The 13,879-nt window shown below is 70.3% G+C and carries 18 protein-coding genes; 10 read left to right on the top strand and 8 right to left on the bottom strand.

The features are described 5' to 3' along the window. Positions 1 to 3 precede the first annotated feature (3 nt). The 8 genes from GZ67_RS0114130 to flgN are packed head-to-tail and all read right to left on the bottom strand — an operon-like array spanning position 4 to position 5,883. On the bottom strand, positions 4 to 492 hold the full coding sequence (locus GZ67_RS0114130) for a hypothetical protein (RefSeq protein WP_029262237.1): 489 nt from the start codon (positions 490 to 492) through the stop codon (positions 4 to 6). After that, positions 489 to 1,556: a tRNA (adenosine(37)-N6)-threonylcarbamoyltransferase complex transferase subunit TsaD gene (tsaD, locus tag GZ67_RS0114125; protein WP_029262236.1), complete on the bottom strand. Its 1,068-nt coding sequence runs from the start codon at positions 1,554 to 1,556 to the stop codon at positions 489 to 491. Before tsaD ends, GZ67_RS0114130 begins: the two co-directional genes overlap by 4 nt. Continuing rightward, the gene (rimI, locus tag GZ67_RS0114120; protein ID WP_029262235.1) at positions 1,553 to 2,041 is read right to left on the bottom strand and encodes a ribosomal protein S18-alanine N-acetyltransferase; all 489 of its coding nucleotides are present in this window, start codon (positions 2,039 to 2,041) and stop codon (positions 1,553 to 1,555) included. Before rimI ends, tsaD begins: the two co-directional genes overlap by 4 nt. Next, positions 2,038 to 2,655 carry a tRNA (adenosine(37)-N6)-threonylcarbamoyltransferase complex dimerization subunit type 1 TsaB gene (gene tsaB, locus GZ67_RS0114115; RefSeq protein ID WP_029262234.1) on the bottom strand — a complete coding sequence of 206 codons (618 nt, stop codon included), beginning with the start codon at positions 2,653 to 2,655 and terminating at the stop codon, positions 2,038 to 2,040. Before tsaB ends, rimI begins: the two co-directional genes overlap by 4 nt. Positions 2,656 to 2,715: 60 nt before the next feature. After that, complete coding sequence (locus tag GZ67_RS0114110; RefSeq protein WP_029262233.1) at positions 2,716 to 3,087, bottom strand: flagellar assembly protein FliW; 372 nt, start codon at positions 3,085 to 3,087, stop codon at positions 2,716 to 2,718. Then, positions 3,084 to 3,965 carry a flagellar hook-associated protein FlgL gene (flgL, locus tag GZ67_RS0114105; RefSeq protein ID WP_029262232.1) on the bottom strand — a complete coding sequence of 294 codons (882 nt, stop codon included), beginning with the start codon at positions 3,963 to 3,965 and terminating at the stop codon, positions 3,084 to 3,086. The genes GZ67_RS0114110 and flgL overlap by 4 nt, the downstream gene beginning before the upstream one ends. A 12-nt stretch (positions 3,966 to 3,977) precedes the next feature. Beyond that, on the bottom strand, positions 3,978 to 5,387 hold the full coding sequence (gene flgK / locus GZ67_RS0114100) for a flagellar hook-associated protein FlgK (RefSeq protein WP_029262231.1): 1,410 nt from the start codon (positions 5,385 to 5,387) through the stop codon (positions 3,978 to 3,980). A gap of 13 nt (positions 5,388 to 5,400) precedes the next feature. Continuing rightward, the gene (gene flgN, locus GZ67_RS0114095) at positions 5,401 to 5,883 is read right to left on the bottom strand and encodes a flagellar export chaperone FlgN (RefSeq protein ID WP_029262230.1); all 483 of its coding nucleotides are present in this window, start codon (positions 5,881 to 5,883) and stop codon (positions 5,401 to 5,403) included. A 196-nt stretch (positions 5,884 to 6,079) separates the two neighbouring features. On the opposite strand from flgN, the gene GZ67_RS0114090 reads away from it, so the two are divergent. From GZ67_RS0114090 to fliG, 10 genes are all read left to right on the top strand, one after another. Then, complete coding sequence (locus GZ67_RS0114090) at positions 6,080 to 6,880, top strand: sigma-70 family RNA polymerase sigma factor (RefSeq protein ID WP_029262229.1); 801 nt, start codon at positions 6,080 to 6,082, stop codon at positions 6,878 to 6,880. A 111-nt stretch (positions 6,881 to 6,991) separates the two neighbouring features. After that, entirely contained in the window at positions 6,992 to 7,822 is an 831-nt protein-coding gene (locus tag GZ67_RS0114085) for a flagellin N-terminal helical domain-containing protein (RefSeq protein WP_029262228.1), read from the top strand. A 75-nt stretch (positions 7,823 to 7,897) separates the two neighbouring features. Next, positions 7,898 to 9,280, top strand: a complete 1,383-nt coding sequence (gene fliD, locus GZ67_RS0114080; protein WP_029262227.1) for a flagellar filament capping protein FliD — start codon at positions 7,898 to 7,900, stop codon at positions 9,278 to 9,280. 2 nt (positions 9,281 to 9,282) lie between these two features. Further along, a complete protein-coding gene (gene fliS, locus GZ67_RS0114075) occupies positions 9,283 to 9,669 on the top strand; it encodes a flagellar export chaperone FliS (RefSeq protein WP_029262226.1) in 387 nt (128 codons plus the stop codon). Beyond that, a complete protein-coding gene (locus GZ67_RS0114070) occupies positions 9,666 to 9,974 on the top strand; it encodes a hypothetical protein (protein WP_231481817.1) in 309 nt (102 codons plus the stop codon). Before fliS ends, GZ67_RS0114070 begins: the two co-directional genes overlap by 4 nt. Before the next feature lie 109 nt (positions 9,975 to 10,083). After that, positions 10,084 to 10,425, top strand: coding sequence for a flagellar basal body rod protein FlgB (locus GZ67_RS0114065; RefSeq protein ID WP_029262224.1), 342 nt, complete (start codon positions 10,084 to 10,086; stop codon positions 10,423 to 10,425). Then, positions 10,422 to 10,814 (top strand): flagellar basal body rod protein FlgC, encoded by a 393-nt coding sequence (locus GZ67_RS0114060; protein WP_029262223.1) that lies wholly within the window; start codon positions 10,422 to 10,424, stop codon positions 10,812 to 10,814. Before GZ67_RS0114065 ends, GZ67_RS0114060 begins: the two co-directional genes overlap by 4 nt. Then, positions 10,814 to 11,116 (top strand): flagellar hook-basal body complex protein FliE, encoded by a 303-nt coding sequence (fliE, locus tag GZ67_RS0114055; RefSeq protein WP_029262222.1) that lies wholly within the window; start codon positions 10,814 to 10,816, stop codon positions 11,114 to 11,116. Before GZ67_RS0114060 ends, fliE begins: the two co-directional genes overlap by 1 nt. Further along, positions 11,116 to 12,744 (top strand): flagellar basal-body MS-ring/collar protein FliF, encoded by a 1,629-nt coding sequence (gene fliF / locus GZ67_RS0114050; RefSeq protein WP_029262221.1) that lies wholly within the window; start codon positions 11,116 to 11,118, stop codon positions 12,742 to 12,744. Before fliE ends, fliF begins: the two co-directional genes overlap by 1 nt. Next, positions 12,741 to 13,745 (top strand): flagellar motor switch protein FliG, encoded by a 1,005-nt coding sequence (gene fliG, locus GZ67_RS0114045; RefSeq protein WP_029262220.1) that lies wholly within the window; start codon positions 12,741 to 12,743, stop codon positions 13,743 to 13,745. The genes fliF and fliG overlap by 4 nt, the downstream gene beginning before the upstream one ends. Positions 13,746 to 13,879: the final 134 nt, after the last annotated feature.

The raw sequence follows: 13,879 nt of genomic DNA, 5'->3' as shown, positions 1-13,879 counted from the left end.
CGGTCAGCCGAGCTTCTCGAACTGCATGCCTGCCCAGACCAACCAGCCCAGGCTGTACGCGGTCGCGCAGAGGCCCAGCACGAGCGCCCACAGCGCGATGGAACGGCTCTCGAGCGGACGACGCAGCGACATGATCGCGGCGATCACCGCGACGACCGCGACGGGGATCCCCCAGCCGACGAAGAACGATGCTCCGAGGGCGACGATCGCGGCGAGCAGGGCCCACGGCGCGAGGCGGGTGTCGTCGACCGGGATGGCCCCGGTCGTCGGCTCCCACTCCGCCTCACCCGGGGCATCGATGTCGGGCCCGCTCACCACCACGGGCTCGATGCCGACGGGGCCGGTGGGCAGTTTCGTGTAGCCCTCGCGACGGGCGCCGGGAAGCCGCGGCGCCGCCCCGGGATGCTGCTCGACCTCGTCACTGGCGCGTTCGACGCGCGCCGGCGGAGTCCGGGGGGTCTTCGCGTCGGACGAGCCGGAGACGTCGCTCATGCGGGCACCGCCTCGGCGATCTGGATCTCGGTGACCGGAAGGGTGGAGTCCGCCCCGAACGCCAGAGTCGAGGGGCGCCGGCCCGAGGAGATCAGCTCGGCGGCCAGCGCGGCGATCATCGCGCCGTTGTCGGTGCACAGCGAGAGGGGCGGGATACGCACCGTGACTCCCGCCTCATCGGCACGCCGGAGGGCGACCTCGCGCAGCCGACGGTTCGCGATCACGCCGCCGCCCAGCAGCAGGCGCGGCACCCCGAGGTCGGCGCAGGCCGCGAGTGCCTTGGTCACCAGCACGTCGACGACCGCCTCGCGGAAGCTCGCGGCGACATCGGCCACCGGCACCTCGATCCCGTCGGCCTCGCAGCGCTCGACCCACCGCGCGACGGCGGTCTTCAGACCCGAGAACGAGAAGTCGTACCGATGCTTCGCCAGATCCGATGCCCGGGAGAGACCGCGCGGGAACCGGATCGCGTCCGGGTCGCCGTCGGCCGCCGCCCGGTCGATCTCGGGACCGCCGGGGTACGGCAGCGACAGGAGCCGGGCGACCTTGTCGAAGGCTTCGCCGGCGGCGTCGTCCATCGTCTCGCCGAGCAGCTCGACGTCGGTGGTGAGGTCGCGGACGTGCAGCAGCGAGGTGTGACCACCGGAGACGAGCAGCGCGATGGTCGGGTACTCGAGCGGCGCGGAATCGGCCGTGAGGATGTCGGCGGCGATGTGGCCGACGAGGTGGTTGACGGCGTACAGCGGCTTGTCGATCGATACGGCCAGGCCCTTGGCGGCGCCCACTCCGACCATGAGCGCGCCCGCGAGGCCGGGGCCGCTCGTGACGGCGACCGCGTCGAGGTCGTCGAGACCCACGCCCGCTTCGGCGAGTGCCGCGTCGATCGCGGGCTGCATCGCCTCGAGGTGCGCCCGCGCGGCGACCTCGGGCACGACGCCGCCGTATCGGGCGTGCTCGTCCATGCTCGACGCGATGGTGTTGGAGAGCAGGGTGCGCCCGCGGACGATGCCGATCCCGGTCTCGTCGCAGCTCGTCTCGATGCCGAGGACCAGCGGTTCGCTCATGCCTTCGCCTCCTCGGTCGTGTCGTGCGATGCCGGGTGGCGGCGCAGTTCCAGACGCATCACGATCGCGTCCACGTCGTCCGGCTGATAGTAGCGGGGGCGACGGCCGATCTCCTCGAACCCCTCCGCGAGGTACAGGCCTTCCGCCGCGGGGTTGTCGGCCCTGACCTCGAGGAACACCTCACGGGCACCGCGCTCGGCCGCGGCGGCCAGGAGAGCACGCAGGAGCGCGCGGCCCCGACCCTGCCCGCGGTGCTCAGCGAGGAGCGCGATGGTCTGGATGTCGGCGTCGGCACTGCCACGCAGCGCGCGCACGCCGCCGTAGCCGATGACCGCGCCGTCGTGGTCGTCGACGAGGTAGCGGCCGTGGACGCTCGCGAGCTCGGCGGCCATCGTCTCGCGGCTCCACGCGTCGGTCGGGAAGGACCGCTCCTCGATCGCCATGATCGCGTCGAGGTCGTCCGCGGTGGCGTCGCGCAGGGTCATGAGCCGACCTTCTTCGGTGCACCGGGCACCGTCACGTCGGGGTGGCGCATGTAGAGCGGCTCGTCACCCGTGAGCGTGCGACCGGCTGCCAGGGCGCGTGTTCCGACGCGCGCCAGGTCCGCCGCCGACAGGGTGGCGACATCGATGCGGCGGATGCCGTCGAGGTGCGCGTCGGCATCGGCCGCCCGCACCAGGACGGTGTCGGCGACGATGTGCGGGATCCCATCGGCATCCAGCCCGTCGAAGACGGTGATCGCGACCTCTCGTCGGCGGGCATCGGTGACGATCGCGAACGGCTGCGACTCGGTCTCGAGCGCGGTGAGCGCGGCGGCGAGATGGCTGGGGACCGGGACGATCGGGATGCCGCGTCCGAGGGCGAAGGTGCGGGCCGCGGCGATGCCGATGCGGAGCCCGGTGAAGGGTCCGGGGCCCATGCCTGCCACGACATGCGTCACCTCGCCGTCACCCGCATCGCTGAGCGCTGCGACGAGCAGGTCGCCGATCACCTCGGCGTGGCCCAGCGGGTCGGTGGCGGCGGCTTCGGCGCGTCGCGCCCCGTCGGCATCGATGAGGGCGACAGCGGTGCCCAGGGAGGTGTCGACGGCAAGGATCACGTCTCCAGGGTAGCCGTGGTCGCGCTGTGAGAGAGGCCCGGAGTGCCCGCGGCTCGCGCCTCAGCCCAGCGGAGCGCGGAGCGGGTAGTCCTGATCCTCGAGGATCACCTGCGACGCGGCTCCCGTGGTGCGATTGACGATCACGGGCGCCATCAGGTTCACGCTCACGCCTTCCGTGGAGGGGTGGGCGACCACGAGGACCAGTGCATCGTCGGCCGAGGCGAGCGCGAGGCTCTCGGCCTGGTCGTCGGTGAGGATCGGCGCATACTCGCCGAGCACGGTGCTCGGGTCGACGAGGTACAGGCGCAGATCCGCGTCGTCCACGGCTCGCATCGAGAACAGACCGTCCGCACCGTCGACCGGTGCGAGAGCGAAGTCGACGTGCGGCGCGAGTCCCGGAGGGGGCGTGAGGAAGCTGAGTGCCGCGGTCATCGCAGGAAGTCCATCAGCGAGGGCTGGAGAACGCGCGCGTTCACCGCGAGCGCGGAGCGGTACACGAGCTCCTGCGCCTGCAACCGCACGAGCACCTCGATCGAATCGACGTCCTCGACCGCCGTGCGGCGGGACTCGAGGGACACGGAATTCTGCACTGCCGCCTCCTTGGCGCGTTCGATCTGAGACTGGCGGGTTCCGACGGAGCCCTGCACTCCGAGCATGGCGGTGCGTCGATCGTCGATCTCCGCGAGACGGGGGCCGACGTTCGTACCGGAACGGAGGTCGGCGACGATCTTGTCGACGAGGGCGAACACCGAGTCGTCGCCGGTGCCGAAGACCGCGGCGCCGTCGGTGTCGACGCGGACGGATGCCGCGTCGGAGACGCGGCGGCTGACTTCGGAGCCCGCCACGCCGCTGTACGAGTAGTCCGCGGCGAACGCCGCCGTGTCCGAGGTGCCGGCGAACACCGAGCGACCGAGGAGTCGGGTGTTGGCCTGGGACAGGAGCTCCTTGCGGATGCCCTCGAGCTCGACGGCCAGGGCCTCCTTGGCGGTGGCATCCAACGCACCGTCGTTCGCCCCCTGGGCGGTGAGGTCGCGGACCCGGCCCAGCAGCGAGGTGCTCGCGGTGATCGCGACATCCGCCGCCGTGACCCACGCGAGCCCGTCGTCGATGTTGCGTGCGTACTGGTCGTTGCGGCGCTGCTCCGCATGCAGGGCGAGGGCCGCGGCCGCGGCTGCCGGGTCTTCGGACGGAGTGGCGAAAGCGCGCTGCGAGGTCGCCTGCTCCTGCAGACGCGCCAGCTCGGTGAGGTTGGACTGCAGCTGGCGCATCGCCGTCTGCGTCATGGATGACGATGTCACTCGAGAGATCACGGTGCTCCTTTATCAGCGTCCGACGAGACCCGTGCGGTTGATGAGGACGTCGAGCGCCTCGTCCACCGCCGTCATCACGCGGGCTGCGGCCTGGTAGGCGGTCTGGTAGGTGAGCAGGCTGATCGTCTCCTCGTCGCCGTCGACGGCGGCGACGGACTGCTGCGCCCCGACCGCGGCGACCGCCGCCGAATCGGAGACCTTCGCCCGCTGCACATCGGCGGCCGTCGCCACCCCGAAGCGCGTGACGTGGTCGGACCAGAGGGCGTCGGGCGAGGTGGCGCCGCGCCCGATCTGCGAGATCAGGTCGGCGTTGGTCGCATCCAGCGCACCGGCACCCGGTGCGGCGAGCGCCAGCTCGGACGGGGTCGTCACGGCGACCCGCAGGCCGAGCGCGGCCGACCCGGTCGTCGGAAGGGTGAAGAAGTCGCCGCCCGGCTGCCCGGACGAGGTGACACCCGCGCGGTGCTGCGCGTTCAGCGCACCGGCCAGGGCTGTCGCCACCGCGTCGTAGGTCGACGCGAGCTGCGCGAGCATGCCGCCGTCGGCTGCAGGTGCGAGCACGGCGAGCGAGCCGCCGAGCTCGCCGCCGTCGATCGAGGCCGGGAGATCGGGGGCGGATTCCCACGAGACGGTGAAGCGCTGCCCCGCGTCGATCGTGGCCGGGCCGTTGAGGACGAGATGGCGGGAATCGGATCCGGAGACCAGTGCGTTGCCGCCGACGCGGAGGGTCATCGACCCGTCGCTCTCGATGGTGGCCGCCGCCCCGGACATGCGGGCGACGTTCTGTGCGAGCACGCTGCGCTGATCCATGAGCTCGTTCGCCGAGCGCCCGGAGGCGAGGGCGTCGCGGATCTCGCCGTTGAGCACCGCGATCTGGTCGGCGGCGGCATTGACCTGCGTGACGGTGCGCTCGGCGGTGGCCCGCGCGTCGCTCCACTGGGTGGCCACGGTGCGGTAGCCGCCGGCGATGTGGGAGGCGAGCTCTTTGGCGGATTCGAGGATGGTGGATGCCGCTGCACCGGAGTCCGGTGTGTTGGCGAGATCTTGCCAGCCGGACCAGAACTTCGACAGTCGCGCTGCCAGTCCGTTCTCGGTGGGCTCGGCGAGCGAGGCCTCGATCGTGGTCGCGGCGACCGCGCGCGTGGACCAGAAGCCCGATGCGGCGAGCGAATCGCGGACGCGGGCGTCGAGCAGGGCATCGCCGAGACGGGCGACGCCGTCGATCGAGACGCCGTGTCCCGGCAGAGCGCCGACGCTGAATCGGCCGGTCTGGGCGATCGCGGCGATGGCCGAGGTCTGGACCCGCTGGCGCGTATACCCCTCGGTCTTCTGGTTGGCGATGTTCTGCCCGACCACGTCCATGCCGCGTCGGGCGGCCGCGAGTCCGCTGGCCGCAGTGTTCAATCCGCTGAAGGTCGACATGATCCCCTTCCGGTCACATCTCGGTATCGATGATGCGCGCGGCGTCGTCGCGCGCGCGGTCACCGTTCGTCGTGTATTCGCCCGTCTCGTGCCCCAGCGCGGCGAGCGTCTCCTGAGTGGCACGGAGCACGCCGCTGAGCTGCTCCGTGTTCGCGTCGCGCAGCTGCTCGACCTCGGCGGCGAGCTTCGTCAGCGCGCGCATGTGGTCAGCGAACACCTCTTGCCACGCGCCCTCCGGCGCGTGTGCGACCAGTTCGCGGATCGTCGCGCCCTCCGGAGCCCCCCACTCCTCGGCGACCGCGGCGACCTCGACCGTGCGCGCGAGTCCCGCGCCACGCAGGCGATCGAGGACCTGATCGATCTCACGCGCGGCGAACTGAATCCATTGGGATCGCCCGGCTGCGAGCAGCAGCTGCTGTTCGTCTAGTTTGAAGAGCAGCATCTCGAGCAGTTCACGCTCGCGCCACAGCTGTATCGATAGTTCGTTGGCTCCCATGATCCCCTTTTCCCCAGTGATCGCCACGCCTGTTAACGCGGCCAAAGGTCACTATCGGCTGCCGCGCCCCTAAGGTTACTATGTGGAACGGCGATGGGTAGTTCTCCCCATGTACAGATCACAAGAAGTGTGATACGTGCATCTACTCGTCTCCTTGGAGCTTCCGGAGTGAATCCAGAGAGGTGGATCATCCCCCATGTCGTCGCGCGCTGAGCGCAATCTGCTCATCGAGAGCAACCTCCCCCTGGTCGGCTACCTCGCCTCCGAAACACACGCCCGAGCAACCCATATCCCCCGCGACGAGCTCGCGGCCGTCGGAGCGCTCGCGCTCGTGACCGCCGCGGACGCGTTCGACCCGTCGCTGGGCGTCCCCTTCGGCGCTTACGCGCGCCGCCGCATCCTCGGGGCATTCGCCGATGAGATGCGTTCCATGGACTGGGCCTCCCGCGGCATCCGCAAGCGCATCAAAGAGACGGTCGCCGTGCGCGAGACCCTCACCGCAGGACTCGGCAGAACGGCGACGGCGGCCGAGGTCGCCACCACGATGGGCGTCGCGAAGGACATCGTCCTCGAAGCCCTCGGCGATGCCGCCCGCACCGTCACCACACTGGAAGACCCCGCCGCCCGCGATGTGACCGCCGACATCCTGCTGCCCGAGGAATCGGCGCTCGTCGGTGAGCGCCGCGAGGTGCTCGAGCAGGCCGTCGCCGCGCTGCCGGAGCGCATGCGCCGGATCGTGCAGGGCGTCTACTTCGAAGAACGCCCCGTCAAGGAGATCGCCGAAGAGCTCGGCGTGACCCATTCCGCCGTGTCGCAGCAGAGGTCGGAGGCCATCCGCCTGCTGCGCGACGCCCTGGACCGGTACTTCGCCGAAGGCGCCGCCCCCGCCACGACGACCCGGGTGTCGGCCGGAGCGCGGGACGCCTACTTCACACGGATCGCCGACGCGGCCAGCGCGCGGATCGCCGGCGTCTTCCGCGAATCGGCCCCCGCCTAGCCTGCTTTCCCCGACGCGCCCGGCTAACGCCGGCGCCGCCTCCGCCGATAGGTGTGTGCGGGAGACCACGGATGGTCTCCCGCACAACGAAATTCACGGAGGAGAACCCTTATGGGTATGCAGATCAACACCAACGTGTCGGCGCTCAACGCCTACCGCAACCTGTCCAGCACGCAGAACGACCTGTCGAAGTCGCTCGAGAAGCTCTCGAGCGGTCTGCGGATCAACCGTGCAGCGGACGACGCCGCCGGCCTCGCGATCTCCGAGGGCCTGCGCTCGCAGGTCAACGGCCTGAACGTGGCGGCGCGCAACGCCCAGGACGGCATCTCGGTCATCCAGACCGCGGAAGGCGCCCTGACCGAGGTCCACTCGATCCTGCAGCGCGTTCGCGACCTGACCGCTCAGGGCGCGAACGACTCGAACAACGCGAAGTCGCGCGAAGCGATCCAGAAGGAGATCAACACCCTGGGTGATGAGCTCACCCGGATCGCCGAGAGCACGAACTTCAACGGCATCAAGCTGCTCTCGGGTGGCACGACGCTGACGTTCCAGGTCGGTGCGGGCGCGGTCGCCGCCGAGGACCAGATCTCGGTCGGCCTGACCAACTTCGCCACCCTCGGAGCAGACATCAAGGACTACGCGGCGACGATGACGGATGCGGCCACCTACGGTGCCGCGCTCGCTGACATCGACACGGAGATCCAGGCGGTCTCGACCGCACGTGCCGGTTACGGTGCGCTGCAGAACCGCTTCGAGTCGACCATCAACAGCCTCAACGTGTCGGCGGAGAACCTGTCCGCCGCCGAGAGCCGTATCCGCGACACCGACATGGCGTCCGAGATGGTCAAGTTCACCTCGGCGAACATCCTGTCGCAGGCGGGCACGGCCATGCTGGCCCAGGCGAACCAGTCCAACCAGGGCGTTCTCCAGCTCCTGCGCTGAACCACGCCATAGGGTCCGGGCGGCGGCTGCGACCGTCGCCCGGACCCTGTCCGCTCCCGACCTGCAAAGGCGATCATGTCTCTCTCGCTCGACGGCCTCGTCTCCGGCCTGAAGACCACAGAGGTCATCAAGGCCCTGATGGACGTGCACGCCATCCCGCGCTCTCTGCTCAAGGCGAAGATGGATGACAAGAACGGCATCGTCACCCAACTGCAGACGCTGAACACCGCGATCCAGAACCTCGCCACCGCCGCCGAGAAGGCCGCGTCGCGCGACGGGCTCGCCCGGTTCACGACATCGTCGTCGTCGAACACCGTCACGGTCGCCACCCGCACCGGCGCCGCCCCGGTCTCGGCGGAGATCGTCGTCGACAAGGTCGCCAAGAACCACACCATCGTCTCGGCCGCGTCGAACGGATGGCCCGTCGACCCGCCGGTGATCACCCTCGAGAACGCCAAAGGCGAGCGTCTGCAGATCGAGGCCGACGGCGCCTCGATGCAGGAGGTCGCCCAGGCCATCAACGAAGCGGGCTTCGGAGTCGTCGCGTCAGCAGTGCCCGCGGGCCGCGACGCCGACGGCAACCCGCTGCACCGCCTGCAGCTGCGCGCGGCCGACTCGGGCGAGGGCGGCCAGTTCCGCGCCTATCGCGGTGACGTCGCCGCCGTCGAGGCCGGCACCGCATCCGACATCGCCACCGAAGCCGGGGCGGCCGTGATCGCGGTGGGCGCCGACGCACAGTTGCGGCTGTGGGCGGGCACCAGCGCCGAACAGGTGCTGACCTCGTCGAGCAACACCTTCACCGATCTGTTCGACGGCGTCGATGTGACGGTGTCCGCGGCATCCGCCGACCCGATCACGATCGGCGTGACCATCGACACCGAGGCCCGCACCAAGGCCTCCGCGGAGTTCATCGCCGCAGTCAAAGACATCCTGACGCGCATCGACAACGGGTCGAAGGCCACCGTCGCCGCGAACCAGGGCGACAAGACCACCCTGGGCGTCTTCACGGGCGACAGCACCGTCCGATCGCTGCGGACGGCGATCGCCGATGCCATCCAGCATCCGGTCGACGGCGTGTCTCCCTCGTCGATCGGCATCGAGACCGACATGTACGGCGTGCTGAGCTTCGACGAGGAGAAGTTCGCCGAAGCCCTCGCGAAGGACCCGGATGCGGTCGCCGGACTATTCTCCGACGTCGCCTCGCGCGTGCAGGACACCGCGAAGGTGTACTCCGACAAGTACGACGGCCTGCTCACCTCCCGCATCACCGGCCAGGAGAGCGAGGTCAAGAGCCTCGGCGAGCAGATGGAGCGCTGGGACGTGCGCCTCGCCCAGCGGAAGGCGACGCTCGAGCGCACCTACGCCCGCCTCGAGGTGATGCTGTCGCAACTGCAGTCGCAGTCGACCTACCTGTCGTCGCAGATCGCCGCCCTTCCGACCTCGAGCTCGGGGAAGTGAGCATGAACGCCGCCCTGCGTGCGCAGCAGCGCTACCGTGACGATGCCGTGCTGTCGGCACCGCCCGAGCGTCTCGTGACGCTGCTGTACGACCGGCTGCTGCTCGACATCGAGCGCGGCGAGGCCGCACAGCGAGCCGAGGACTGGACCGAGGCGAATGCCCAACTGCAGCACGCGCAGGCCATCGTGTCGGAGCTGACCTCGTCGTTGACCGACGACTGGAACGGCAGCGCGGGCCTCCGCTCGGTGTACGTCTTCCTGTCGCAGACCCTGATCGGCGCCAACATCGGCCGCGATCCCGAGCGCACCCGTGCGTGCCACGGGATCGTCGCCCCGCTGCGGGACGCCTGGCACGAAGCCGCCAGGACCGTCGCGGAGACCCGGTCGTGAGCGCCGACGACGTGACGGCGGAGTGGACCGAACTGCTGGATCGCCTCGAGCTCGACGCCGACCGCATCCTCACGGCTACCCCCGGAACCGCCGACACGGCCGTCATCGAACCGTGGACGCCGCCCTCCACTCCCCTGCCCATGCATCTCGCCGATCGCGCCCGCCGGGTGGTCGAGCGTCAGCGCCTCGCGATGGAGCGCGCCCGCACCGATCTCGACGACCTCCGACAGCACCTCGGCGCGGTGGACCGGATCCCGGGGACCCGTCGCCCCGATGCTCCCGCGTTCCTCGACGTGGACGGCTGAGACCGCTCCCTAACGTCGTGCGCGACCCTGCCGATAGGACAGGGAGAGCACGGATGGCTCGCAAGACTCGGCCATGGATCGGCCACACCACCACACACGGGGAGCGGTCGTGTTCGATTCTGTGACCATCAACGCGCTGACGAGCGCGCTCGACGGCCTCGCGCTGCGCCAGCGGGCGATCGCCGACAACATCGCCAACATCAACACCCCCGACTATCACGCCAAGCGGGTGCGCTTCGAAGAGGCGCTCGCGGACTCGGTCCAGGCGGGTGACGGACGGGTCGGCTCGACGGTCGGCACCTCGCTCGAGCCCACGCGCCTGAACGGCAACAACGTCAACCTCGACACCGAGACCCTGTCCAGTGTCGACACGATGCTGCGCTACCAGTTCGCCACGCAGGCCGTGAACGGCTCGTTCGCGTCGATGCGCGCGGCGATGAGGACCTCATGACCTTCGACGCGATCGGCATCGCGAGCACCGGCCTGACCGTGCACCGCAAGTGGCTCGACGCCATCAGCGACAACATCGCGAACATCAACACCGTGACGGCGACCGACGGCGCCGCCTTCCGTGCGCGGTACATCACCGCCCAGACCAGCGACCAGTCGCCGGGTGTGTATGTCGCCGGCGCCGTGCAGGGCAGTGCGGAGGGGCGGCTCGTGCATCAGCCCGACCACCCGCTCGCCGACGCCGACGGCTACGTCCGCTACCCCGACATCGACCTCGGCGACCAGATGAGCCAGCTCATCCTCGCGCAGCGCGGCTACCAGGCCAGTGCCGCGATCGTGGACCGTGCCCGCAACGCCTACGAATCCGCCCTCCAGATCGGACGCAGCTGATGGATCCCCTCTCCGGCGTCGAGGGCATCTCCTCGGCGTTCACCCTCGCCCCGCCCACCGCTCCGGCGAAGGCGGCCGACGACACCGCCTTCGCGAACAGCGTCACCGGGGCGATCGACGAGCTGCGCTCCCTGCAGTCCGAATCCGACGCGCTCAAGGTCGCCGCCGTCACGGGTGACCTCGACGACATCCACTCGGCCATGATCGCCTCCTCGCGCGCGTCGGTCACCCTCGAACTCGTCGCCGCCGTGCGCAACAAGGGCGTCGACGCGTTCAACGAGATCATGCGGATGCAAGCCTGATGCCCCAGGCCGTCACCAACGTCTTCCAGCGGATCGGACGCGTGATCGCGGGCTTCACGCTCGCGCAGCGCACCATCGCGATCATCGGCGTGGCCGTGCTCGCGCTCGGGATCGTCGCGCTCTCCAGCTGGCTGACCCGCCCGACCTACACCCCGCTGTTCTCGGGGATGAGCGCCTCCGATGCGAACGCCGTCGTCGAGCAGCTGCGATCGTCTTCCGTCCCCTACGAGCTCGCCGACGGCGGTGCCACCGTGCTCGTGCCGGAGAAGGACGTCTACGACCAGCGGCTCGCCGCCGCCTCCGCAGGTCTCCCCGGTGCGAGCTCCGGCGGGTACTCACTGCTCGACGACATGGGCGTGACCACCTCGGAGTTCCAGCAGTCCGTGACCTACAAGCGCGCCATCGAGGGTGAGCTCGCCGCGACCATCTCGTCGATCGAGGGCGTCACGGCGGCCTCGGTGCAGCTCGCCATCCCGGAGGAGAGCGTCTTCGTCTCGGAGACCGTCGACGCCACCGCATCGGTGTTCGTGGAGACGTCGGGCAGTGCGTCGCTCACCTCGAAGCAGGTCGAGGCGATCGTGCACCTGACCTCCGCCGCGGTCAGCGGCATGAAGCCCGAGAACGTCGCCGTCGTGGACCAGAGCGGCCAGACCCTCTCGGCCGCCGGCGTCGGGGCGATCGGCGGCGTCGACCAGCAGGCCGGCGACTACGAGGCACGGGTGACCGCGAGCGTGCAGCAGATGCTCGACACCGTCGTCGGCCCCGGCAATGCGACCGTGACGGTGGTCGCCGAGATCGACCGCTCGGTCAACGAGCGTGTCGAAGAGACCTACACCCCGGCGGAGGGCGCGCCTCCGCTGACCGAGCAGTCCCGAACGGACACGCAGAACGGCTCGAGCTCCAACGCCGGTGTGCTCGGACCCGACAACATCGCGGTGCCGTCGGCCGGCGCGGACGGCACCTCCGAATCCACGGAGACCTCGAAGACCAACGCCGTCAACAAGAGCACGCAGAGCACCTCGACCCCCGCCGGCAACGTGCTGCGCCAGTCGGTCTCGGTCGCGGTCGACGCGGGTGCCGGTGGCGACCTGAGCACCGCGCAGCTGACCGAGCTGGTCGAGACCGCCGCCGGGATCGACACCGCACGCGGCGACTCCATCGCCGTCGAACTCGTCTCGTTCAGTCAGACGGATGCCGAAGCCGCACAGGCCGCCCTCCAGGCCGCCAAGGACGCGGAGGCGGCCGAGCGTCAGGCCGTGCTCCTGAACACCGCCATCATCGCCGCCGCGATCGCACTGCCCCTGCTGCTAGCTGTCATCGCCGCCCTCGTGCGGATGCGGCGCCGCGCCAACTCGGCGACCGAGTTCGACCAGTTGTTCGGCGACCGGCCGGCTCCGCTGTCGGCGGCCCTCGGCCCCGGTGCGGCCACCGTCGCCATCGACCAGGCGGCCACGACCCCGCTGGCCTTCCTCGAGACGACACCCGATCCCGAGCCGGAGCCCGACCCCGAGCCCGCGCAGGTGAGCCTCGAGCGCCGCCGCGCGGAGATCGACTCCCTCACGCGGCAGGACCCGAAGCGCACAGCCGAGCTGCTGCGGACCCTCATCGACGACAGGCAGCACGTATGAGCGGGTTGACCGACCGGCAGACGGCGGCCGTCGTGCTGATGAACCTCGACCGCGCGCAGGCGATCGAGGTGATGAAGCACCTCTCGGAGTCGGAGGCCGAGGCCGTCGCCGCCGAGATCATCGAGCTGCAGGACCTGGACGCCGCCACCACCGCCCAGGCGCTCGGACAGTTCCACCGGATCGCGACCGGACACCTGCCGCCCGCCCGCGGTGGTCGTGACCTCGCGGCCGGTCTGCTGGAGGCATCGTTCGGCGCGGAACGTGCCGCGGCAGTGCTCGGCCGGGTGGGTTCGACGTCGATGAATTCGTCGTTCGAGTTCCTCGGCTCCGCCGACCCGGCACAGCTGGCGACCCTGCTCGACGGCGAGCTTCCGCAGACCGTCGCCCTCGTGCTCGCACACCTGCCCACCGACCGCGCGGCGGCCGTGCTGGCAGCGCTCCCCGACCCGACCCGCACCGATGTCGCCCACGCGATCGCGACCATGGGCACCGCGTCGCAGGAGGCGATCGCGATCGTGGCCGACGCGTTGAAGACCCGCACCGGGAGCTTCGCGAGCCGCGACGCCCCGGAGACCCTCGGCGGCGTCGAACCGCTCGTCGAGATCATCGCCCGCTCCGGGGCGACCGTCGAGAAGGCACTGCTCGCGAGCATCGAGGACCGCGACAGCGCCCTCGCCGAAGACATCCGCTCGCGCATGTTCACCTTCGCCGACATCGTCAAGCTCGACGACCGCGACACGCAGCGGGTGCTGCGCGGCATGGACATCCGCTCGCTGGCTCTGGCGCTGAAGGGCGCCAACCAGGCGATCGCCGATCTCATCCGCCGCAACGTCTCCGAGCGCAACCGGGAGAACCTCGATGAGGAGGCACGGACCCTCGGTCCGGTGCGCGTCTCACAGGTCGAGGAGGCCAGAGCCGAGATCGTCCGCACCATCCGCGCCCTGGAGGCGGCGGGCGACATCACGGTGCAGCGCACCGACGAGGACGAGTATGTCTACTGACGCGTTCTCTCCGGTGCTGTTCCCTCGTCTCGACGGACGCGCGGACGGCGCGGAGCATGCGCGCGCCCGGATGCGGGGCTACGCCGAGGGACACGCGGAGGGCTTCCGCGCCGGACTCGCCGAGGCCGAGTCGG

The sequence above is a fragment of the Microbacterium sp. Cr-K20 genome (assembly GCF_000708325.1).
Classification (GTDB): Bacteria; Actinomycetota; Actinomycetes; order Actinomycetales; family Microbacteriaceae; genus Microbacterium.
This window is presented reverse-complemented; position numbering and strand designations above follow the sequence as displayed.

Excerpts from the sequence above, each read along its gene's own strand:
- GZ67_RS0114130 (WP_029262237.1), bottom strand. The coding sequence starts at position 492 with ATGAGCGACGTCTCCGGCTCGTCCGACGCGAAGACCCCCCGGACTCCG.
- tsaD (WP_029262236.1), bottom strand. The coding sequence starts at position 1,556 with ATGAGCGAACCGCTGGTCCTCGGCATCGAGACGAGCTGCGACGAGACC.
- rimI (WP_029262235.1), bottom strand. The coding sequence starts at position 2,041 with ATGACCCTGCGCGACGCCACCGCGGACGACCTCGACGCGATCATGGCG.
- GZ67_RS0114110 (WP_029262233.1), bottom strand. The coding sequence starts at position 3,087 with ATGACCGCGGCACTCAGCTTCCTCACGCCCCCTCCGGGACTCGCGCCG.
- flgK (WP_029262231.1), bottom strand. The coding sequence starts at position 5,387 with ATGTCGACCTTCAGCGGATTGAACACTGCGGCCAGCGGACTCGCGGCC.
- flgN (WP_029262230.1), bottom strand. The coding sequence starts at position 5,883 with ATGGGAGCCAACGAACTATCGATACAGCTGTGGCGCGAGCGTGAACTG.
- GZ67_RS0114090 (WP_029262229.1), top strand. The coding sequence starts at position 6,080 with ATGTCGTCGCGCGCTGAGCGCAATCTGCTCATCGAGAGCAACCTCCCC.
- GZ67_RS0114085 (WP_029262228.1), top strand. The coding sequence starts at position 6,992 with ATGGGTATGCAGATCAACACCAACGTGTCGGCGCTCAACGCCTACCGC.
- fliD (WP_029262227.1), top strand. The coding sequence starts at position 7,898 with ATGTCTCTCTCGCTCGACGGCCTCGTCTCCGGCCTGAAGACCACAGAG.
- fliS (WP_029262226.1), top strand. The coding sequence starts at position 9,283 with ATGAACGCCGCCCTGCGTGCGCAGCAGCGCTACCGTGACGATGCCGTG.
- GZ67_RS0114060 (WP_029262223.1), top strand. The coding sequence starts at position 10,422 with ATGACCTTCGACGCGATCGGCATCGCGAGCACCGGCCTGACCGTGCAC.
- fliE (WP_029262222.1), top strand. The coding sequence starts at position 10,814 with ATGGATCCCCTCTCCGGCGTCGAGGGCATCTCCTCGGCGTTCACCCTC.
- fliF (WP_029262221.1), top strand. The coding sequence starts at position 11,116 with ATGCCCCAGGCCGTCACCAACGTCTTCCAGCGGATCGGACGCGTGATC.
- fliG (WP_029262220.1), top strand. The coding sequence starts at position 12,741 with ATGAGCGGGTTGACCGACCGGCAGACGGCGGCCGTCGTGCTGATGAAC.